This window comes from Burkholderia sp. Bp9004 (genome assembly GCF_003858025.1).
GTDB classification, from domain to species: Bacteria; Pseudomonadota; Gammaproteobacteria; order Burkholderiales; family Burkholderiaceae; genus Burkholderia; species Burkholderia diffusa.
On record NZ_QTQD01000013.1, the window covers coordinates 65,818 to 86,496 of the forward strand.

Below are 20,679 nucleotides of genomic sequence, written 5' to 3' on the forward strand. Positions count from 1 at the left end.
GATCCGACATGGCGATCTTCGGGAGGCGCTTATGACTCAGTCGCAGCATGTCAAGGTAATCGGCTTGCCGAACAGCAAGGAGGCCTACGCAATCCGCGACTTCCTGAAGCGCGGCGTGGTCGAGTACGAATGGTGCGAGTTGACGTCCGACACCGATTGCGTGCGCGAACTGGGCATCGCGCCGCTGCGCGACATCCGGTTGCCGGCCGTCATTTTTCCGGACGGCTCGTGCATCTTCCAGCCGACGCTGCCGGAGATAGCCGCCAAGCTCGGCTGGGTCACCCGGCCGCGTTTCATCGAGTACGACGTATCGATTTACGGCGCCGGTCCGGCTGGCCTGTCGGCGGCCGTCTACGCGGCGTCGGAAGGGCTGCGGGCCGTCGTGATCGAACGCGATGCGATCGGCGGGCAGGCGGGCACGAGTTCGCTGATCGAGAATTACATGGGGTTCCCGGAGGGCATTCCGGGCGCCGAGCTGGCCGAGCGCGCGCGCCAGCAGGCGGTGAAGTTCGGCGTCGAACTGCTGATGATGCGCGAGGGCGTGCACGCGACGTTCGTCGACGGAAAAATTCGCGTCGACCTGGCCGATGGCTCGATCCTGACCGCGCGCTCGAACATCTGCGCGACCGGGATCGAATACCGCAGTCTCGGCCTGCCCGACGAACAGAAGTTTCTCAACGCCGGGCTGTTCTACGGCGCGGGGTCGAGCGAAGCGCCGATGTGCGAAGGCAAGCACGTGTTCATCGTCGGCGGCGGCAATTCGGCGGGGCAGGCCGCGATGAACTTCGCGCGGCACGCGCGCGAAGTCACGATGATCGTCAGGGGCGCGTCGCTGGCGGCGACGCTGTCGCGCTACCTGATCGACCGGATCGAGCGCATGCCGAACGTGACGGTGCGGTACGGCTCGACCGTCGACGCGCTGCACGGCGACGGCCGCCTCGAAGCGATCGTGATTCGTTCGGAAGACGGTGCGAGCGAAGTGCTGCCGGCGACGCACCTGTTCGTCTGCATCGGCGGTGCACCGAACACCGAATGGGCCCGGGATACGAACATCATCCGCAATCCGGGCGGCTATCTGGTGACCGGCAGCGACCTGTACGACTGCCCGGCATTCGAGCGCGTGTGGCCGCTCGAACGCCGGCCTTATTATCTGGAAACGAGTGTGCCCGGTTCGTTCGCGGCGGGCGATGTGCGCTCGGGTTCGGTCAAGCGGGTGGCGTCGGCGGTCGGCGAAGGGGCGATGGCCGTGACGTTCGTGCACCGGTTCCTCGGCGAAGACGCGCATCGGCCGAGTGGCACTTGAGCCCGAGCCGCGCGGCGCCGGTTCCGCCGCGTGCTCGGCCCCTGCGTCAGCGCGTCGTTGAAACCGGCAGCCGGAACGTCAGTACGGTGCCGTTCCCGTCGCGCGGCGCGGCTTCGAGCGTGCCGCCATGCGCTTCGACGATCGATCGGCAGATCGCGAGGCCCATTCCCATGCCGTGCGATTTCGTCGTGAAGAACGGATCGAAGATCCGGTTCGCGATCTCGGCATCGATACCGGCGCCGCGGTCGGCGACGGAGACGACCGCGTAACCGTCGCCGACGTGCGACGCGATCTCGAGTTCGCACGTTGTGGCCAGTCCGTCCATCGCGTCGAGCGCGTTGGTGACCAGGTTCAGGATCACCTGCTGGATCTGGGTGCGATCCGCCATCACGCGGATGTCGTTGCAATGCAGGTCGACGCACAGCGCGACCTGCTTCGCGTCGATTTCGGTCGCGGTGAGGTGCAGCATGTCGCGAATCAGGTCGTCGATCGCGAGCGGCGCCAGCGCGGGCGGTGCCTGGCGTGCGAGCGATCGCAGCGCGCGGACGATGTCGGCCGCCCGCACGCCGGATGCACGAATGTCCTCGAGGCTCGCGAGCGCTTCGCCGAGATCGGGCTGCGTGCCGCGCAGCCAGCGCATGCACGCGCCGACGCTCGACACGATGCTCGTCAGCGGCTGATTGATCTCGTGCGCGATCGATGCGGCCAGCTCGCCCATCACCGTCATGTGCGCGGTGCGCGCGAGCTCGGTCCGCGCATGCCGCAGCGCGGCCTCGGTCTCGAGCCGGCGCGCGTTCTCGTCGATCAGTTCCGCATAGAGCCGGGCGGATTCGAGCGCATTGGCCGCTTGCGGCGCGAGCACTTCCAGCATCGCGATGCGTCGCGGCGAAAACACGCCGTTGGTCAACGCATTCTCGAGATACAGCACGCCGATCAGCGCACCCTGCTTCAACAGCGGCAGGCAGAACAGCGAGCGCGTCGGATGCGCGCGCAGGCTGTCGGCGTGGTCGGGCATGCCTTCGCGCTGCGCGTTCGCGAGCACGACCGGCTTGCGGGTCCGGGCGACGGTGTTCAGGATCGACAGCGGGACATCCTGCTCGGTCGGTTCGCCGCGGGCAATATCGACGATCACGTCGCTGCCGACGACGCGCGCGGTCGCCTCGATCGTCAGCCGGTCGTGCCGGGCGAGCAGCAGCAGGCCATAGCGTGCGCCGGCGTACACGATCATGTTGCGCATCAGTGTCTGGATCAGGCGCTCCAGCACGATTTCTTCGGATAGCGAATGGGCCGCGCGCATCGCGAGCGCGAAATCGAGATCTTCGCGCGCGGGCAGGGCAGGGCCGCCCGGCGACGGGTCCATCACGAGGAACGGATGCTGCGCTTCCATCGCCTGCGCCTTGCCGGTCGCGCCCCAGCGCCGGTAGCACGCATGGGCGAGCCGCAATTGGTGGCGCGCGGGGCCGGCGAGCCCGAGCGACGTGGCGTGATGCGCGGCCAGTTCGTGCGCGAGCGCCTGTTCGTGCACGAAACCGTGTTCCGCCGCGACGCTGGCCGACGCCTCGTACTGCTGCATCGCGACGATATGGTCGCCGCGCACGCGCGCGAATTCGGCGTCGATCAGCGCGAGCTTGTTGCGGAACGTCGCCGGATTGCGTTCGCTCCACGCGGCGAAGCGGGCGCGTTGCGGCGCATGGCGTTCGAGCAGCCGCTCGGGCGGCGTGGCGCCGCGGTCGCTCGCGATGCCGGCCAGTACGCCGAACAGGTGGAAGTCGGACAGCATGATGTGCGCGGGCGTCGACCACGCGCTCGAAGCGGCTGCCTCGAGCGACGCACGCGCCGCGTCCGCATCGCCGAAAATGAAGGCCGCCTGGCCGGCGAGCACGTCGGTCCAGAACTGCAGGACCGACATCGGTGTCTTCGTCGACGGCCGGGCACGCCAGGAGCCGATCGGCCGGTGGTAGCCGAGCTGCAGCGCGTCGATGAATTCGGACTGGGTGGACACGAGATCGACGATGTCGTCGTAACGCGCGCCGCGTGCGATCTGCAGCAGCGGATCGATCTCGTCGCGGATCGCCGGCAGTGCTTCGCCCATCGAGAGCAGATCGCTGACGATATGGTTGCAGCTGTAGCACATCCAGCGCAGCTCGGCGCTCGCATTGCCCGCCGCTTTCGCATCGCGTGCGCGTTCGAGTGCGTAGGACAGCGGCTGGGTCCAGACGCTCACCTGGTCGAGCGCGATCAGCGTCGCGGAGCGGTAGCGCTCGAAGCCGTGGCGATCGACCAGTGCGAGCGCGACCTTCGCGAATTCGAAGCCGTCTTCATACGCGTCGTGATGCCCGACGATGCTGACGCCGTACCACGCAAGCCCCTGCACCGACGCGGCGGTGATGCCGTGGCGCAGGGTCAGCCGGACCATCGTCGCGAAATGCAGCAACATCAGCCCGCCGCTCGGATAGAACATTGCGGCTTCGAGTGCGGTCAGCAGCGCCATCGTGGCTTCGACGCGCGTATCGGTCATCACGGGCAGGTCGACGAGGTCGCGGATGGCACGGCCGTCGAGGGCTTCCCGCACGGCGTCGCAGGCTGCCGCGAGATCGGCTTCGGCCGGCTCGGGCGGCAGTTCCACGCCGAGCAGCGCCAGCCCGGCCAGCGCGACGTCGACGGCCTGCCGGTAGCGCGACTCCACCGTGAGTTGCGCGGCCTTCAGCCGGTGCGCCTCGGCACGATCGGCCGGCGTGCGCGTACGCGCCATGAGCTCGTCGATCGCGTCGGATGCCTGCGCGGTTTCGCCGATCGCGAGCAGCAGGCCGCTGCGCAGGATGCCGATCCGGCTTGCGAGACCGTAGTGCTGCGACCACGCATGAGGACCGAGCAGCGCTTGCGCGGACGCGAGAAACGACAGCGCGCGATCGCGCGCGGCGGCCGGGGCCGCCGCCTCGGCGGCGGCGACCAGGGCATCCGCGAAAGCGAGCGCGAGCACGCTGTCGAGCGGCGCGGTTTTCGCCTGCTCGATCTGGGTGGCGAGTTCCAGCAGGGATTCGGTCGACCGCGCGTTCGCGCGGCCGAGCATCGCGGCGGCGATCCGGGCGTGGGACTGCGCGCGCTCCGCGCGCCCGGCAAGTGCGTGGACGGCTTCGAGGATGCGGTCGTGAACGAAGCGCCAGCGGTTGCCGGAGAGCGACACGAGGCCCGCCTGGCGCGCGGGGTCCAGCCAGAAACGGAGTTCGGCCCACGTCTTGCCGGCGGCGGCGCACAACAGCGCGTCGTCGGCATCGGTGCCGATATAGGCCAGCAGCGACAGCAGCGTTCTCGATTCAGGCGGCAGCCGCTGCATCCGGATCGCGAGCAGGCTCACGACGTTCTCGGTCGGGTGGTGCGCGTCGATGTCCGACGAACGCCACTGCCACGTTTGCTGCATCGGGTCGTAGCCGAGGAGCTGCTCGTCGATCAGCGTGCGCAGCAGGTGCTGGATGTGGAACGGATTGCCGCCCGTCCTGCGGTGAACGATGTCGCCGAGCCCCGACAGCCGGGCCGGCGCCTCCCCGAGCATGCCGGCCAGCATGTGCGTGACGTCGGGTGCGTCGAGCGGCGCCAGCGTCAAGGCCGACAGGCGGACGGGGTCGAGCTGTTGCAGGAAGCGGCGGAACGCCGGTGTGTGATCGTGTTGCGGCCCGCTTCGATAACCGGCCACGATGCAGAAATTGGCCGGCGGATCGACCGCGATCGACGCAAGAAACGCGAGCGTCGCGTCGTCTGCCCACTGGATGTCGTCCAGCGCCATGACCAGCGGTTCGGCCGGCGCCGCGAACGCACGGAAGGCATTCACGACGATCTGGCACAGATGAAATTCCGGAATCGCATCGGTATGGTCGAACGCGACGGGCTCGACATCGAGCAGCCACGCAATCTCCGGGAGGATGCCGGACAGCAGGCTTGCCTGACGGCCCACACAGTCGCGCAGCCGCGCGGCGATCGCCGCGATTTCGTCGTCGGGCCTGGCCAGCGCGCTGCCGAACAGCGCGCGCAATGCCTGCAGCACGGGCGCGTAGGGCCGTGCGGGCTGGAATTGATCGACCTTCGCCGACGTGCACCAGGCCGTGCGCCGCGCCGCTCGCGCATGGCGCATGAAGTCCTCCGCCAGTGCGGTCTTGCCGACGCCGGCCGGCCCGTCGATCAGGACAATGGCCGTTTCGCCGGTTCGCGATACGGCCGCCAGCACCGCCTCGAGCCGGCGGGATTCGGCTTCGCGGCCGACCAGCTGATCGGGCGCGCGCAAGCCGGCGAGCGGATCGCTGCCGCCGAGCGCGAACGGCTCGACGCGGCCTGCGGCCAGCCAGTCGCGCCGGATACGTTCGAGATCGTGCTGCACCGTTTCGCAGGACGGGTAGCGATCGGCGGGCTCCTTGGCGATCAGTTTCAGGATCAGGTCGCTCAGGACGGCAGGCAGGTCGTCGCGAAAGGTGGTGGCCGTCGCCGGCTGCATGGCGACATGCGCGTGGACCCATTCGGACGTCGACGTGGCCTTGTAAGGCATCGCGCCCGTCAGCAGTCGGAACAGCGTGATGCCGAACGCGTACAGGTCGGAACGCTCGTCGACGCATGAGCCGTCGGAGACTTCGGGCGCCGCGTAGGCCGCGAAATCGGTGCGCATCGTACTCGCCACGGCGCGTTCCGTCCGACGGTCCCACGCATGGGCGAACGAGCGGAGCATCACCGTGCCGTCCGGTGCGATGACGAAACTGGCCGGTTGCAGATCGCCATGCAGCCAGCCGCGCCGATGAAGCTCCCCGAGCGTGCGCGCGGCCTGGATCGCCGCGTCGAGAAAGACGTCGAGCGGCAGCCGCCCGTCCGCCAGCGTGTCGAAGCCGCGCACGTCCGGGCGGGGATAGACGAGCACCGGGCCGTCCGCGGCGCGGATCAGCGCAACCGGCATGAGCGCCCACGCCGGCTCCAGCGCTTCGTTCAATGCGTATTCGTGCTCGAATTGCCGGCAGCGCTGGTCGGATTCCCACCCGGTCTGGCACGCGGACCACACCTGGCCCGTTGCTGCGTCGGTCAGGTCGAACCACAGCACGTCGCCCGATCGGACGGCATTCGACAGGCGGGCGCGCGCCAGCCAGTCGGCATCCATTCGCTTCGTGTCGTCCGGGGCGCGCAAGGGTTGGTTCACGGTAGGGGCAGGTTCGGTGGAGCAGGGTGTAACCGGCGCGTCATACGAAATCGGCCGGGCTGGATTGCGCACGTTCGGGCGGCGGCCCGTGCATTGTCCATCAGCCCGACGAACTCTGCAGGACCCCCCCGCGCACCATTCCCGACGACCGAGCCGGCCGGTACCCGACTAAACCTATAGATAATGGCCGGCGCGCCTGCCACGCCATACGATAGGTTCAAGCCTCCCGACACGCATCGATGCGTGTCCGGCGGGCCGAACAGGGGGTGTCGCCTCGCGAGGCGGCGCAAGGTGCGGAGCAGCATAAGCGAGTGCGGATCATGTACACGTTCGGGCGGGTGACGGTTTCCCTTGAGTGCCGCGAAGTCTGCGTCGACGGGCAGCCCCGGTATATCGGCGCCCGGGCATTCGAGATTCTCGAGCTGCTGGTGAAGGCGGCCGGCAGGCTCGTGTCGAAGGACGAGATCATGCAAGCGGTGTGGCCGAACACGATCGTGGTCGAGAACAACATCCAGGTGCACGTCTCGACGCTGCGCAAGCTGTTCGGCGGCAAGCACGGGTGGATACGAACCGAATCGGGCCGCGGCTATCGGCTCGCGCCGCCGGCCGACCTGGCCTATGCGGACCGTCAGCCGGACCGGGTCGAGCCGGCGCGCGGCGCCCGCGCGGGCACCGCGCCGCGCAAATGTCCGCTGATCGGCCGCGAGCAGGAAGCGGCCGAACTGCACGCGCTGCTCGAGCGCGAGGCGCTCGTGACGCTGGTCGGCCCCGGCGGCGTCGGCAAGACGCATCTCGCGCTGGAGGTGGCGACGGCCTGGTCGGCAGTGCGCGGCATCGAGATGGTCCGGATCGATCTTGCCGGCTGGCAGGGCGGCGCGACGCTGGAGTCCGCGGTGCTGGACGCGCTCGACCTGCCGCTCGGCCCGGCCGCCGGGCCGGCCGACGTCGTGCGCGCGATCGCCGCGCAGCGCGTCATGCTGGTGCTCGATAACGCCGAGCAGCACGTCGACGAACTGGCGGACCTCTGCGAAGCGATCGCGGAGGCGAATGCCGGCACGATACTCGTCGTGACCAGCCGCGAACCGCTGCGTGTCGCCGGCGAGCGCGTTTATCGCGTCGGGCCGCTGCCCGTGCCGCCGGCCGGCGCGAACGACGGCGAGATCGTCGCGTGCGGTGCGGTGCGCATGTTTCTGGCCCGGGCGCGCGCGATGGGCACCGACATCCCCGCGGATGCGAAGACGCTGGACGCGATCGCGACCATCTGCCGCCGCCTGAGCGGCCTGCCGCTCGCGCTCGAGCTCGGCGCGGCCCGCGTCGCGTTGCTCGGGATCCAGGGGCTGGCAGCCGATCTCGACAAGTCTGTCCTGTCGTTGTCAGGCGGTCTGCGTACGGCGCATCCGCGCCAGCAGAACCTCAGGGCCACCATCGAATGGAGCTATCGGCTGCTCGACGATGCGGAGCGCACCGTGCTGTGCCGCCTCGCGGTATTTCCGGATGCGTTCCGGCTCGATGCGGCGTGCGCGCTGGCCGCCTGCGACGAACTGGGCGCCGCCCGCGTGCTCGACTGCCTGGTCAGCCTTGCATCGAAATCGCTGCTGGTCGTCCATTCGGTCGGACTCTCGAAGCATTATTCGCTGCTCGAGGTCGTGCGCGCGTATGCGCTCGAGAAGCTGGCGGAGTCGGGCGAAGCCGGTCGCCTGCATGCGCGGTGTGCGTCCTTCGTCGGCGAGGCGCGCGCGGAGACGCTGCCGCCGGCGCAGGCGACGTCCGTGCAACCGCTGCTGGCGGCACGGTCGTGGGCGTGACACACGGGTTGTGCGCGCGTGGCGCGCAGCGGTAACGCCGTCCGACGCGGCGTAAGCTGCATGGCGATGTTCTGGATTGACAAAATTTTCAGGTTCTCATTTCATGGCCATTGTTTGCATCATCGATGACGATGCGTCGGTCCGTAAGAGTCTTGCCAGCCTGCTGAAATCGGCTGGCCATACCGCATTGCCGTTCGCGTCGGGCGAGGAATTCCTCGCGGCCGGCCCGCTGGACGACGTGGTTTGCGTGCTGGTCGATCTGAAGATGAAGGGGATGAGCGGTCTCGACGTCCAGCGTCTGCTGGTCCAGCGCAAGGCGACGCTTCCGGTCATCTTCATGTCGGCGCACGGCGACGACGAGTCGGTCCGTCGCGCGCTTGCGCAAGGCGCGGTCGCGTTCTTGCGCAAGCCGTTTCCATCGGACGATATGCTCAACCTGATCGATCACATCGCATCCGGCGCGCCGCCTGCGTGAGCGGTGGCCCGTCGACCGGCCGCGCCGCAGGCGGCGCGGCGGTTCCGGTCGGCCTTTTCTTAGTTTATCATTCGATAATGAAGCGGATGCCTACACAGGGAATGCAATGGCGAGCACGCCGGATATGACGTCGATCGGCAACCGGGGCGGGGGCGACTCCGCCCCGATCGTCTATGTGGTCGACGACGACGAAACGCTGCGGCGCGCGTTGAGCTCGCTGTTGCGTTCGGCGGGATGGCGTGTCGAGACGTTCGCGTCGTCGCGGGCGTTTCTCGCGTTCGAGCGGCCTGCCGTGCCGAGTTGCCTGATCCTCGACGTGCGTCTTGCCGACGAGAGCGGGCTGGCCCTTCAGGAGGAAGCGGTGCGAGCGGGCCTGAACGTGCCGATCCTGTTCATGACGGGTTACGGCGACGTGGCCACGACGGTAAAGGCGATGAAAGGCGGCGCGCTCGACTTCCTGACGAAGCCGTTCGACGACGATGCGATGCTCGATGCCGTCGGCCACGCACTGGCCCGCGATGGCGAACGCCTCGCGCGCGACCGTGCGCTGGACGCGGTGCGCGCGGCCTATGCGTCGTTGACGCCACGCGAACGCGAAGTGATGAGCCTGGTGGTCGCTGGCCTGATGAACAAGCAGATCGCAGCGAATCTCGGCCTGCAGGAAATCACGGTGAAGGTGCATCGGGCCCAGGTCATGAAGAAGATGCAGGTCCGCACGCTGCCGGATCTCGTGCGGCAAGCCGAGGCGCTGGGCGTGGGCCCGGCTGGCGTGCGCGACTGAGCGGGAGCGCTGGATCGTTCGACGCAACGGCGCCGGCTTCGACGCGGTGCGCCGGGCCGGGACGATGCGGACGACGGCATTCATGCGGCCACTTCGCTGTCGGCATCCGCAGTGTGCGTGACAGCGTGCGCGTCGTGTCGCGCTGCCGGCCCGGCATCGGGGTTGTCGTCGAACGCGGCGACGAGATGTTCGGCGAGCGTTCTGATGCGCGCGGGCAGGTTCCGGCGCGAGTGATAGAGCAGCGATGCGTCGAGGTCACCGACCTGCCAGTCGGGCAACAGGCGAACGAGTGCGCCGTCGCGCTCGAGCGGCCGCGCGAGATGCTCTGGAAGCACCGCGAAGCCGGTGCCGCGGGCTGTCGCGAGAATCAGCGCATCGAGGCAGTTCGAGCGGATCGCGCCGGCCAGCCGTATCTCGGCGCTCGCGCCGGTACGTCGGTGCCGCAGCGGCCATACCGAGCCGCTACCCGGTTTGCCGCCGCGCGCATCCATGCGTTCGAGCGCCTGTGGCGAGTCGGTTACCCCACCCGCGGCTCGATACACCGGGCTCGCGTAAAGGCCCATCGGGATGCGGCCAAGGCGCCGCTCGATGCACGTCAGGCTCGACGTGCGTTCGGTGACGATCGAGAGATCCGTTTCGCCGCTCAGGGCCGCGCTCGGGTGGTCGACCCAGTCGACCCGGATTCGCACGAGCGGATGCTGCCGATTGAAATCGGCCAGCACCGGCACCAGGCGATCGACGCCGAACAGGTTCGACACCTCGATCGAGATGTCGCCTTCCATCTCGCTGGCATTGGCGTGACAGCAATCCGAAAAGTGCTCGTATTGCTCCAGCAACGCGCGCGCCTGCTCGAGCACGTCCTGGCCGACGCGCGTCAGCGTCACCTTGCGCGTCGTACGGTGAAACAGCAGCACGCCGAGCGACGTTTCCAGGCACCGGATCGCGCGGCTGATGCAGGGAACGCCGAGCCGATGGGCTTCGGCGGCTTTCGTGAAGCTGCCTTGTTCGGCAACCGTCTTGAGTATCTCGAGCGTTTTCAGGCGATCCATGACACGTCTCGCTTCAGTGGATTCGGACATGACCAATTTATGCGGCACGCCGGCGCCAGGCAACGCAAAAAACGTTAGGTTAGCTTAAGAGCGATATGAAAATACGTGAGGCCGTTTGAACCGAGGCCGAGGGCGCGTTGATGTTTTTTCAGAACCGGTCTTCGCGATTCGCGACGTTCGCCGGTTTCGCTGCAGGCGGCGCCCATCCGCCGCCCAGCGCGCGCACGAGATCGACCGTCGCGATGGCGAGTGCCTGGCGGCTATGAATCAGCTGGCGTTGCGCGGTCAGTGCGTCCCGGTCCGCGTCGATGACCTCGAGATAACTGACGTAGCCGTGCCCGTAACGGTTCAGCGACAACCGCGCCGCTGCTTCGGTGGCGCGGGCCGCGCTGTCGTAGCGCACGATCCGCTCCTTCTGCGCGGCGATGTCGTTGAGCGCATCCTGGACTTCGCGCAACGCGCCCAGCGCGGTGGCGCGATAGTTCGCGTCGGCGAGTGCCGCGCCGGCCGTCGCGGCGGCCACCGCGGCCTCGCGCTTGCCGCCGTCGAACACCGTTTCGGCCACGCTCGCGCCGAGGCCCCATAGCGAACTGTTGCGATCGAGAAACGTGTGGAGGTCGCGGCTGGCGAATCCGCCCTGGGCGGTCAGCGTCAAGGTCGGAAGCCACGCGGTGCGCGCGACGCCGATTTCGAGTGACGCCGCGTCGACGCGGCGTGCCGCCGCATAGACGTCCGGGCGTTGCGCGAGCAGCGCGGACGGCAGACCGGGCGGCACGTCCGGCACGCGCATGGCGGACGCCGTCGGCGCGACCGTGAAGGCGGTCGGCGACACACCCGTCAGCACGGCGAGCGCATCGACGAGGTTTTCGCGCAGCCGCCGGCTGTCAGCGAAATCGGCGCGAGCCGTATCGAGATCGGCCGCCGCACGCAGCGCGTCGAGATCGCTTGCCGCGCCGGCCCGCACGCGCGCGGCGATCACGTCGAGCGCGGTGCGTCGCAGCTCGATCGCGCGGGCGAGCGTCGCGAGATCCTGCTCGACGAAATGGAGCGTCAGGTAGTCGCTCGCGACATCCGTCGCGACGCGTAGTCGAACGGCTGCACGATCCGCGTCGGCCTGCAGCACGTTCTGCCTGCCGATCTCCGCATCGCCACGCAGGCGCCCCCACAGATCGACTTCATAGCTGGCGTTGAACGGCACCGACCAGTTGTGCATCGTGCGTTTCGGCAATGCGTTGTCGACCGTGCCGGATACGCGCGAGCGGCTGAACGACGGATCGACGCTGACGGTCGGCGCCAGTGCGGCTTCGCGCACACCGAGCAGCGCCTGCGCCTGGTCGACGCGCGCCGCGGCGGCGCGGATGTCCTGATTGCCGGCGAGCGCGGCATCGACGAGCGCGACGAGTGGCGGATCGCCGAACGATGCGGGCCATTCGACGAGCGAGGGTGCGAGTTCGCCAGGCGCGTCAGCATGGCGGAACCGGTCGGAGCCGACCGCGACGGGAGCGAGCGGCTGCGGCGCGATCGTGCATGCGCTCAACAGGCCGGCGGCGAGCAGGGCGGCGAGGCGGGTCATGGCTGCGTGCGGCTGCGTTGCAGCGAGACGATGACCGACAGGCCGGGCCGAATACGCGGCTCGGTCGAGGCCGGGCCGTCCAGCAGGATCTTGACGGGCACCCGCTGCGTGACCTTCGTGAAGTTGCCGGTCGCGTTGTCGGGCGGCAACAGCGAGAATTGCCCGCCGGTCGCGGGCGACAGGCTGTCGACGTGTCCGCTGAAGGTCCGGTCCGGCAGCGCGTCGAAGCGCAACTGCACGACGTCGCCGGTGCGCACATGGCGAAGCTGGGTTTCACGGAAGTTCGCAACCACCCACGGGTGCGGTTCGACGACCGTGAGCAGCGCCTGACCGGGGGCGACATGCTCGCCGGTCTCGACCGTCTTCTTGCCGACGTAGCCGTCCGACGGCGCCACGACGGTCGTGTACTGACGCTGCAGCTCCGCATCGCGCAACTCGGCGTCGTTCTGGTTCGACACGGCATCGGCGGCCTGCCGCGCGGCCTGTGCGCTGCGCTGCTGCGCTTCGGCCGCGTCGATGCGCGCGCGGGCGGACTTGCGCGCCGCGTTGGCGGCATCGAATTCCTGCTGCGACAATCCGCGCGGGGTTTCGCGGGTCAGTTCGCGTGCCCGTGCGTAGTCGAGCTCGGCCTTCTCGGCGTCCGCGCGTGCCGACACGAGCGCCGCGTCGGCTTGCTCGACCAGCGCCTTCGCACGGCTCGCATCGGAGTGCGCTTGTGCGACGCGGGCGCGCTGCAGCGCGACGCGCACGTCGAAATCGCGCGGATCGAGCTGCACGAGCGGGTCGCCCGCATGCACGAACCGGTTGTCGTCCACCAGCACGCGCTCGACCGTGCCGGCCACGCGCGGCGAGATCACGTGCAGGTGGCTTGTCACGTACGCGTCGTCGGTGCCGCGGTCATGCGCGTCGAATTCATAGACCAGCAGCGCGACGAGCAGCAGCGCGCATCCGGCGATCAATACGACCGGCCACTTGCGCGAGCGCGCGGGGGAGGTGGGCGGCACGTCCGGCGAGTTCGGGGTCACGATCGGGATACTCCATGGAACAGACGGGATTCGTCACATCGCGCTATGCTTGCGCGAGCCTTTTGTGCGGGAGCCGCTCGACGATGAACACCACGTTCGCCCCCGGTGGCACGACACCGGCGCCGGCCGCAGCGCCGGCCTCCGACATACCGACGTTTCGTTCGATCGCCGCGATCGCGGCGGTGCTGCTCGGCGCGATCATTTCGACCTTGACGTCGCGCATCACGTCGCTCGGGCTCGCCGACGTGCGCGGCGCGCTCGGCGTCGGTTTCGACGAGGGCGCGTGGATCAACACCGCGTTCATCGCATCGCAGATGTTCGTCGGGCCGCTCGCGATCGCGGCGGCCTTCGTGTTCGGCACGCGTCGCGTGCTGCTGGCGGGTGCCGCGGTATTCCTGGTCGTCGAAAGCGTGCTGCCGCTGTGCACGAATTTCGGCACGTTCATCGTGTTCCAGAGCGTGGCCGGTTTCGCGTCCGGCGTGTTCGTGCCGCTGACCGTCGGGTTCGTCGTCCGCACGCTGCCGCCACGGCTGATTCCGTTCGGCATCGCCGCGTATGCGATGAACCTCGAGATGTCGCTCAACCTCTCGGCGACGCTCGAAGGGTGGTACAGCGAACACCTGAGCTGGCGCTGGCTGTTCTGGCAGAACGCGCTGCTGACCGTGCCGTTCATCGTCTGCCTGATGCTGTCGCTGTCCACCGAGCCGATCAAGCGCCTCGCGTCCGGCATCGACGCGCGCGGCATGCTGCTCGGCGCCGGCGGGTTCGCGTGCCTGTGCATCGCGCTCGATCAGGGCGAGCGGCTGTTCTGGTTCCAGTCGCCGCTGATCGTCGCGCTGCTGTGCATCGGCATCGTGATGGTGGCCGCGTTCCTGATCCACGAACTGGCATCGCGACGGGCCGGGCTCGATCTCGGCTACCTCGCGCTGCCCAACGTCGCGTTGCTGATCCTGCTCGTCGGCCTCGTGCGCTTTACCGTGCTCAACACGAGCTTCATTCCGTCGGCATTTCTCGCGAGCACCTACGGGCTGCGCCCGCTGCAGATCGGCGACACGCTGCGCTGGATCGCGATGCCGCAACTGCTGTTCGCGCCGTGCGTGGCGTGGCTGCTGCAACGCGTCGATCCGCGCCGGCTGATCGTGTCTGGCTTTGCGATGGTGGCGGTCGCGTTCGCGCTCGGCGCGCAACTCACGCCCGTCTGGGCCGAACCCGACTTCATCCCGTCGCAACTGCTTCAGGCATTGGGTCAGACGATGGCGCTCACGTCGGTCGTGTTCTTCTTCGGCAAGCACGTGACGGCCGAGCACGCGCTGACGTTCGGCGCCGTCGTGCAGACGACGCGCCTGCTGAGCGGGCAACTCGGCACGACGTCGATCGCGGTGATCCAGCGCATCATGGAGGCTACCCATTCGAATCTCGTCGGTCTGCATGTCACACTGTCGGATCCGCAAACGCTGGAGCGCTTGCGAGCCGGCGCGGCGGCGCTCGTGTCGCACGGCGCGACCTTCGCGACCGGCGACCAGGCGGCCTATGTGTTGCTCGATCGGGCCGTCCGCGTCCAGGCGACGACGCTCGCACTCGCAGACAATTTCCGTGTCGCGATGACGTTCGCGGTCGCGGGGGCGCTGATCGGCATGCTGCTCAGGCCGGCGCGTGCGCCGTAAGCGCCCGACGCCGGACCGGCGGATATCCCGCATCGACGATCCTGGCGATCGTGCACGCCGCAACGGAATCGCGACGACCTGAAAAATCCTGAAACTTGCTGAACGACGCGCCGGCCTGGTGGCCGGGCGCGCCGTACGGTGACGCGTGCGCTTAGGCTTTCAGAAACGCGAGCAGTTCGGCATTGATCCGGTCTGCGTCGACGACGCACATCCCGTGCGCGCCGCCGGGGATGATCTTGAGCTCCGCGTGCTTCACGATCTTCGCGGACAGGCGAGCCGAATCGTCGATCGGCACGATCTGGTCGTCGTCGCCGTGCAGGATCAGCGTCGGGACGTCGATCTTCTTCAGGTCGTCGGTGTAGTCGACCTCGGAGAATTCCTTGACGCACAGATACTGGCCATGGATGCCGCCCATCATGCCCTGCGCCCAGAACGCGTCGATCGTGCCCTGCGACACCTTGGCATTCGGACGGTTGAAGCCGAAGAACGGCACGGCGAGATCCTTGTAGAACTGCGAACGGTTCTCGGCGACGTTTTTGCGGATCCCGTCGAACACGTCCATCGGCAGGCCGCCGGGATTGGACGCCGATTTCACCATCTGCGGCGGCACGGCGCCGATCAGCACGGCCTTCGACACACGCTTCGTGCCGTGGCGCCCGATGTAGTGCGCGACTTCGCCGCCGCCGGTGGAGTGGCCGACGAGCGTGGCTTCGCGCAGGTCGAGCGCATTCATCAGCGCCGCGAGATCGTCGGCATACGTGTCCATGTCGTTGCCTTGCGACGGCTGGCTCGAGCGGCCGTGACCGCGGCGATCGTGCGCGATCACGCGGTAGCCGTGCTGCACGAGGAACAGCATCTGCGAGTCCCACGCGTCGGCGCACAGCGGCCAGCCGTGCGAGAAGACGACCGGGCGGCCGCTGCCCCAGTCCTTGAAGTAAATCTGCGTACCGTCTTTGGTGGTGATCGTGTTCATCGCATGGGCTCCTTGATGGGCGGAAGCGGCGTGTTTGGGGGCGGCGGCGGCGGCGGCCGGCAGCGCGGCGGCTGCAACGGCGGTCGCGCCGGCAAGCAGCATGTCTCGGCGACGCGCCGAGGGAACGGCGTCGATGTCTGCTGGACGCATGGGAACTCCTTGAACGTGCGGTGGAACGATGCCGCGTTGGATGGATGGTTCGGATCTGCCCGCATGCGGCCATCGCGCCGGCAGCCGGCGTGCGTTCGCGGTCGCGGGCCGGCAGGCGCGCGAAGGCAGCGAACGAACGTCGACAGGAGCCTATCCCGCGGTCATCCGCCATGTACTGAAATCGGGCTGAATTTTCATGAAGCCGGTCGCGGCGCATGCCGCGCAAACGCACCGGCCAGAAAATTTAAGCCCGGAATAAAGACTCTTCAGCGGCGGCTCGCTATCGTCAGCATCAGGTCATCCCGTCGCGGGTCGGTGCCGGTCCGCGTCGGCGGATGGCGATCGCGACGCGGGCGGGTGTGCAACATCCGGACCGCTCGCCACTTGCCTGGGTACGCCGCCATGGACGAATTCAATCGCTGGGAGCACGTGATGACGCTGCTCGACCCGTCGCCGGCCGCGAGTCGGTGTGCGCCGTCGCATCTTCGCGACCCGGACCCCGTGCGCCGTCGCCATCGTGACGACGCGCCGCCCGCGTCGAGCGGCGGCGCGCGCCGCCGGTGCGCGATCGTCGCCGCCGAGCGGCAGACCGATTCGTCGGTGTTGATCTCGTGGAGCGACCCGACGCGCTGCCGCTACGACGAGCAGCGCTGGATCAGCGCAAAGTCTCGCGCCCTCGGGCGCTGCGCGCTGACCGGCATCACGATTCACACGGGCGATGCGATCTACAAGCCGCAATGGCGCGGCGCGAAGCGCCCCGCGAACTACCGGGAGGTGATCCTCGCGTCCGAACTGGAGCGGTTCATCGCCAGGCTGTCCCGTTCATGATCCGTCCGTCGGCCCTGGCTGGCGGCCGCCACTTTTTCACCGCTGAGGAAGAAATCCGCATGAGCACGTTCACGACACGCGACGGCGTTTCGATTCACTACAAGGACTGGGGAGCAGGGCGACCGGTCGTGTTCATTCACGGCTGGCCGTTGAATGCGGACATGTGGGACGTCCAGATGCATCATCTCGCGTCGAACGGCTTTCGCTGCATCGCCTACGACCGGCGCGGCTTCGGCCGGTCCGGCCAGCCGTGGACGGGCTACGACTACGATACGCTGGCGGACGACCTCGCGACGCTGATCGAGACGCTCGGGCTGCGCGACGTGACGCTCGTCGGCTTTTCGATGGGCGGCGGCGAAGTGGCCCGCTACATCGGCCGGCACGGCACGCGACACATCGCGAAGGCCGTCCTGATCGGATCGGTGACGCCGCTGGTCGCGCGGCGCGACGACCATCCGGACGGTGTCGACGTGGCCGTGTTCGACGGTATCCGCGCGGGCATCATGGCCGACCGCGCGGCATTCTTCGAGCACTTCTGGCCGCTGTTCACCGGTTCGAACCGGGCCGCTTCGACGATCTCGCGCGCCGCGCTCGACTGGACGTCCTTCATGGCGCTGCAGGGCGGCTTGAAGGGCACGCTCGATTGCGTCGGCGCGTTTTCCGAGACCGATTTCAGGGCGGATCTCGACAAGTTCGACGTGCCGACGCTCGTGATTCACGGCGACGACGACCAGACGGTGCCGCTCGCGCTCACGGGCGCCGCCGCGGCGAAGCGCGTGCCGCACGCGATGCTGAGCGTCTACGAGGGCGGGCCGCATGCGTTGTATCTGACGCACGCGCGACGATTGAATGACGAGCTGCTGGCGTTCGCCCGCGCATGACTCGACGGCGGTTGCTGCCGTGACGTGGCGGAGCGGGCCCGGCCGACCGGCCGGCTCACTCCGTCCATTTCGACCCGAGCACGAGGCCGCAGAAATTCGTCCGGCGATAATCCGGGTCGCACCGGTCGAGCACGTCGGCGCAGACGTTGCCGAACGCAGTCGCGGGGCGATGCGCGGTGCCCGCGGCGAGCGCCTCGAGGAACAGTTCCTTGAAACACGGGCCGCGTGGCCACGCGTTGAGGATCTCGTCACGTTCGGACCGGCTCACTTCGTCGAAATGGCGTGCAAAGAGATCCGTCTCGATGCCCGCGCCGAGCAGCGCCGTCAACGGCGTCATGTACGGGTGAATGCCAAAGGTCGTGTGCAGCGCGATTGCACGCCACACCTCAGTCGCATCGTCGGCAGCGACGCCGTATCCGCCGAGGAATGCATGCGCGGCATTCGCACCGTCGATTTCGTAGCGCCGGCGCGAATGCCGGTAGCGCTCCGTCAGTCCGAAGTCATGGAACAGCGCCGCGACGTACAGCAGCTCGGCGTCGAATGCGATGCCGCGACGCAGCCCGATGATCGACGCGAACGCGAACACGCGCATCGCGTGCCGGAACAGGAGTTCCGGCTTGCCGGCGCGCACGGCCGCGGCGGCCTCCCGTGCGATCGGGCCATCGGGAATCCGGATGCCGGCGATACGGTTGCCCATGGTCGTGTTCCTCGCGGCGTGACGGCAGTCGCTCGACGCTGGCGCCGTGGAACCATCGTCGCGCGTCGCGCCGCTGAATGTCCTGAGCGGCGCCTGAATCGTTCTGAACGGAAAATCCGACCGGCCGTCACGGCCGGAATCGATTTCGCTGCGCCTTGCACGTCGTTGTTACCGGCTTTTTTCTCGGGAGCCATCCGAACCGCCATCTCAATTCACGAGACTACGAAATCAAGTTCGGTCAATCGGCCGTTTTATCCTACGAAACAGGTTCATGAGTAAACGGCTATTTCACGCATTGAAAATGCAGGTTGCCGTGGTGCGTCGTGCCTTGCCAGTTGGGGCGGGGCACGTCGTCGTGGCGATCGCGGCATTCATCTATTCAAAAAATTTGCTGTTTGAGTTCTGATAATTTGAATCATTTGACCGGACAAATGCCGTAGCATTGCCGTCAGACCGGTGTCATTTCTGACAGGGCATCGATGAATGCAATCGATTAAAAATTCCCATGATCCGGATTGGAACACTTCACGTTTTTCTCGACAGACGTGAAATTCGCTCGAACGGCAAGCTGCTGCGTATCGGCAGTCGCGCATTCGAAATTCTCGAACTCCTGATTCGTGCGAACGGCGCACTGGTATCGAAAGACGAAATCATGCAGCGCGTGTGGCCGCACACGATCGTGGAGGAAAACAACCTGCAGGTGCATATCGCCGCGTTGCGCAAGGCGCTCGCCGACGACCGGAACCTGATCGTCACGGTGCCGGGGCGCGGCTATCGGCTGGTTGGCGGCCACGCCGAAGGCGCGGCGCCCGCACCTCCCGCAACGTCGCGGCTGACGGCCGCGCCGACGGCGCTCGTCGGCCGCGAGCAGACCGTCGCCGACGTCCTTGCGGCGCTCGACACTGCGCGCGTCGTGACGCTGGTCGGGGCGGGCGGCATCGGCAAGACGCGGGTCGCGCTCGAAGCGGCGATGCGGGCCGAGGCGCGCTTTCCGGATGGCGCCGCGTTCGTGTCGCTGGCCACGGTGGCGAGTCCGCGATTCGTGCCCGACGCACTGGCGGGTGCGTTCGGCATCGTGGAGCCGACCGGATCGCTGACGCTCGAAGCGGTGCTGGCGAGCGTGGCGAACCGCCGGATGTTGCTGGTGCTCGACAATTGCGAGCATCTGCTCGACGCCGCCGCGCAGATCGCGACCGCATTGACCGAATCCGATGCCGGATTGCGCGTCCTCGCGACCAGCCGCGAGGCGCTGCGTATCCAGGGCGAGCGGCTGTGTCCGATTCCGCCGCTCGATGTCCCTGGCGAAGGCGCCGACGATGCTCAGACCCTGAGCGCCAGCGCGGTGCAACTGTTCTCGGCGCGCGCGCGTGCCGCCGATCCCCGCTTTCCGCTCGACGAACGCAGTGTGGCGCTGATGGCGTCGGTGTGCCGTCGTCTCGACGGTCTCCCGCTCGCCATCGAACTGGCAGCGGCACGCGCGGCCGTGCTCGGCATCGATGTGCTGGCCGCGCATCTCGACGACCATTTCAGGTTGCTGACCGGCGGTTTTCGTACGGCCTTGCCGCGTCATCAGACGCTGCAGGCGATGTACGACTGGAGCTACCGCTTGCTCGGGGACGCGGAGCGCCTGCTGTTGCGGTGGCTCGGCGTGTTCCGCGACAGCTTCTCGATCGACGCGGTGCGGGATATCGTCGGAACGAAGGGGTTGGCCGATGCGGACCTGCTCGACACGATCGCCGGCCTCGTCTCGAAGTCGCTGCTGAGCCTCGAGAGCGCGCACGGCGCACCGCGCTACCGGCTGCTGACTACGACGCGTGCGTATGCGCTGCAGCAGCTCGAGAACAACGGCGAATGCGCGGCCGCGGCACGCGCGCATGCGAACTACTTCCATACGTTGTTCAGGCTTGCGCCCGGCGGTGGCGGCGACGGGCCGCGGACCGAATCGCGGCTCGACCTGATCCGGCGCGAACTCGGCAATCTGCGCGCGGCGCTCGACTGGGCATTTTCGCAGAATGGCGATGCGGACATCGGCGTCGCGCTGGCGGCTGTCGCGGTCCCATGCCTGTTCGACCTGTCGCTGGTGGACGAATGTCGCGAACGGGCGCGCGCGGCGCTCGATGCAATGCGGAACATGGACGAGACACGTGCGCGCGAGAATGCGCGCGTGCGCCTGCTGGCCGCCTATGCCGCCGCGCTCGCCCATACCTCGGGGCCGACGCACGTCGTACACGACGCGTGGTCCGAAGTGCACGCGTTCGGGTTCGAAGCGGGCGAGGCCGAGTTGCCGCCGCGCGAATCGTAACGG

15 protein-coding genes are annotated in these 20,679 nt (G+C 68.0%); 9 read left to right on the plus strand and 6 right to left on the minus strand.

Annotation, left to right across the window (positions count from 1 at the left end):
* The first annotated feature begins 31 nt into the window (after nucleotides 1–31).
* Nucleotides 32–1,303 (plus strand): NAD(P)/FAD-dependent oxidoreductase, encoded by a 1,272-nt coding sequence (locus tag DIE08_RS16395; protein WP_124902524.1) that lies wholly within the window; start codon nucleotides 32–34, stop codon nucleotides 1,301–1,303.
* Between the two features lie 46 nt (nucleotides 1,304–1,349).
* On the opposite strand, the gene DIE08_RS16400 is transcribed toward DIE08_RS16395, so the two are convergent.
* Nucleotides 1,350–6,434 (minus strand): AAA family ATPase, encoded by a 5,085-nt coding sequence (locus DIE08_RS16400; protein ID WP_124902525.1) that lies wholly within the window; start codon nucleotides 6,432–6,434, stop codon nucleotides 1,350–1,352.
* Between the two features lie 359 nt (nucleotides 6,435–6,793).
* Here DIE08_RS16400 and DIE08_RS16405 point away from each other — a divergent pair, with 359 nt between their 5' ends.
* The 3 genes from DIE08_RS16405 (at nucleotide 6,794) to DIE08_RS16415 (ending at nucleotide 9,534) form a co-directional block, all read left to right on the plus strand.
* A complete protein-coding gene (locus tag DIE08_RS16405; RefSeq protein ID WP_185715869.1) occupies nucleotides 6,794–8,278 on the plus strand; it encodes a winged helix-turn-helix domain-containing protein in 1,485 nt (494 codons plus the stop codon).
* Nucleotides 8,279–8,381: 103 nt separating this feature from the next.
* Nucleotides 8,382–8,753, plus strand: coding sequence for a response regulator transcription factor (locus DIE08_RS16410; RefSeq protein ID WP_124627258.1), 372 nt, complete (start codon nucleotides 8,382–8,384; stop codon nucleotides 8,751–8,753).
* Between the two features lie 106 nt (nucleotides 8,754–8,859).
* A complete protein-coding gene (locus DIE08_RS16415; protein ID WP_124902527.1) occupies nucleotides 8,860–9,534 on the plus strand; it encodes a response regulator transcription factor in 675 nt (224 codons plus the stop codon).
* 80 nt (nucleotides 9,535–9,614) lie between these two features.
* Here the strand turns inward: DIE08_RS16415 and DIE08_RS16420 are convergent, their stop codons facing one another.
* The 3 genes from DIE08_RS16420 to DIE08_RS16430 form a co-directional block, all read right to left on the minus strand.
* Nucleotides 9,615–10,583, minus strand: coding sequence for a LysR family transcriptional regulator (locus tag DIE08_RS16420; RefSeq protein WP_185715870.1), 969 nt, complete (start codon nucleotides 10,581–10,583; stop codon nucleotides 9,615–9,617).
* Between the two features lie 148 nt (nucleotides 10,584–10,731).
* Entirely contained in the window at nucleotides 10,732–12,156 is a 1,425-nt protein-coding gene (locus DIE08_RS16425) for an efflux transporter outer membrane subunit (RefSeq protein ID WP_124902529.1), read from the minus strand.
* Nucleotides 12,153–13,181 carry an HlyD family secretion protein gene (locus DIE08_RS16430; RefSeq protein ID WP_124902530.1) on the minus strand — a complete coding sequence of 343 codons (1,029 nt, stop codon included), beginning with the start codon at nucleotides 13,179–13,181 and terminating at the stop codon, nucleotides 12,153–12,155. Before DIE08_RS16430 ends, DIE08_RS16425 begins: the two co-directional genes overlap by 4 nt.
* Before the next feature lie 83 nt (nucleotides 13,182–13,264).
* On the opposite strand from DIE08_RS16430, the gene DIE08_RS16435 reads away from it, so the two are divergent.
* Nucleotides 13,265–14,845, plus strand: coding sequence for an MFS transporter (locus tag DIE08_RS16435; protein WP_124902531.1), 1,581 nt, complete (start codon nucleotides 13,265–13,267; stop codon nucleotides 14,843–14,845).
* A gap of 151 nt (nucleotides 14,846–14,996) precedes the next feature.
* Here the strand turns inward: DIE08_RS16435 and DIE08_RS16440 are convergent, their stop codons facing one another.
* Nucleotides 14,997–15,818 (minus strand): alpha/beta fold hydrolase, encoded by an 822-nt coding sequence (locus DIE08_RS16440; protein ID WP_124902532.1) that lies wholly within the window; start codon nucleotides 15,816–15,818, stop codon nucleotides 14,997–14,999.
* A gap of 552 nt (nucleotides 15,819–16,370) precedes the next feature.
* On the opposite strand from DIE08_RS16440, the gene DIE08_RS16445 reads away from it, so the two are divergent.
* Both DIE08_RS16445 and DIE08_RS16450 read left to right on the plus strand, forming a co-directional pair.
* Nucleotides 16,371–16,796, plus strand: a complete 426-nt coding sequence (locus tag DIE08_RS16445) for a DUF3331 domain-containing protein (RefSeq protein WP_124627248.1) — start codon at nucleotides 16,371–16,373, stop codon at nucleotides 16,794–16,796.
* Nucleotides 16,797–16,855: 59 nt separating this feature from the next.
* Nucleotides 16,856–17,677 carry an alpha/beta fold hydrolase gene (locus DIE08_RS16450; protein ID WP_124902533.1) on the plus strand — a complete coding sequence of 274 codons (822 nt, stop codon included), beginning with the start codon at nucleotides 16,856–16,858 and terminating at the stop codon, nucleotides 17,675–17,677.
* 55 nt (nucleotides 17,678–17,732) lie between these two features.
* On the opposite strand, the gene DIE08_RS16455 is transcribed toward DIE08_RS16450, so the two are convergent.
* Entirely contained in the window at nucleotides 17,733–18,374 is a 642-nt protein-coding gene (locus tag DIE08_RS16455; protein WP_124902534.1) for an HD domain-containing protein, read from the minus strand.
* A 271-nt stretch (nucleotides 18,375–18,645) separates the two neighbouring features.
* Here DIE08_RS16455 and DIE08_RS36220 point away from each other — a divergent pair, with 271 nt between their 5' ends.
* Together DIE08_RS36220 and DIE08_RS16460 are read left to right on the plus strand one after the other, a co-directional pair.
* Nucleotides 18,646–18,780, plus strand: a complete 135-nt coding sequence (locus DIE08_RS36220) for a hypothetical protein (protein WP_260436532.1) — start codon at nucleotides 18,646–18,648, stop codon at nucleotides 18,778–18,780.
* Nucleotides 18,781–18,879: 99 nt separating this feature from the next.
* Nucleotides 18,880–20,676 carry a winged helix-turn-helix domain-containing protein gene (locus tag DIE08_RS16460; RefSeq protein ID WP_124902535.1) on the plus strand — a complete coding sequence of 599 codons (1,797 nt, stop codon included), beginning with the start codon at nucleotides 18,880–18,882 and terminating at the stop codon, nucleotides 20,674–20,676.
* Nucleotides 20,677–20,679: the final 3 nt, after the last annotated feature.

What these genes read in the sequence shown, in the direction of transcription:
- DIE08_RS16395 (WP_124902524.1), top strand. Translation starts at nt 32, where the DNA reads ATGACTCAGTCGCAGCATGTCAAGGTAATCGGCTTGCCGAACAGCAAG.
- DIE08_RS16400 (WP_124902525.1), bottom strand. Translation starts at nt 6,434, where the DNA reads ATGGATGCCGACTGGCTGGCGCGCGCCCGCCTGTCGAATGCCGTCCGA.
- DIE08_RS16405 (WP_185715869.1), top strand. Translation starts at nt 6,794, where the DNA reads ATGTACACGTTCGGGCGGGTGACGGTTTCCCTTGAGTGCCGCGAAGTC.
- DIE08_RS16410 (WP_124627258.1), top strand. Translation starts at nt 8,382, where the DNA reads ATGGCCATTGTTTGCATCATCGATGACGATGCGTCGGTCCGTAAGAGT.
- DIE08_RS16415 (WP_124902527.1), top strand. Translation starts at nt 8,860, where the DNA reads ATGGCGAGCACGCCGGATATGACGTCGATCGGCAACCGGGGCGGGGGC.
- DIE08_RS16420 (WP_185715870.1), bottom strand. Translation starts at nt 10,583, where the DNA reads ATGGATCGCCTGAAAACGCTCGAGATACTCAAGACGGTTGCCGAACAA.
- DIE08_RS16425 (WP_124902529.1), bottom strand. Translation starts at nt 12,156, where the DNA reads ATGACCCGCCTCGCCGCCCTGCTCGCCGCCGGCCTGTTGAGCGCATGC.
- DIE08_RS16435 (WP_124902531.1), top strand. Translation starts at nt 13,265, where the DNA reads ATGAACACCACGTTCGCCCCCGGTGGCACGACACCGGCGCCGGCCGCA.
- DIE08_RS16440 (WP_124902532.1), bottom strand. Translation starts at nt 15,818, where the DNA reads ATGAACACGATCACCACCAAAGACGGTACGCAGATTTACTTCAAGGAC.
- DIE08_RS16445 (WP_124627248.1), top strand. Translation starts at nt 16,371, where the DNA reads ATGGACGAATTCAATCGCTGGGAGCACGTGATGACGCTGCTCGACCCG.
- DIE08_RS16450 (WP_124902533.1), top strand. Translation starts at nt 16,856, where the DNA reads ATGAGCACGTTCACGACACGCGACGGCGTTTCGATTCACTACAAGGAC.
- DIE08_RS16455 (WP_124902534.1), bottom strand. Translation starts at nt 18,374, where the DNA reads ATGGGCAACCGTATCGCCGGCATCCGGATTCCCGATGGCCCGATCGCA.
- DIE08_RS36220 (WP_260436532.1), top strand. Translation starts at nt 18,646, where the DNA reads ATGAGTAAACGGCTATTTCACGCATTGAAAATGCAGGTTGCCGTGGTG.
- DIE08_RS16460 (WP_124902535.1), top strand. Translation starts at nt 18,880, where the DNA reads ATGATCCGGATTGGAACACTTCACGTTTTTCTCGACAGACGTGAAATT.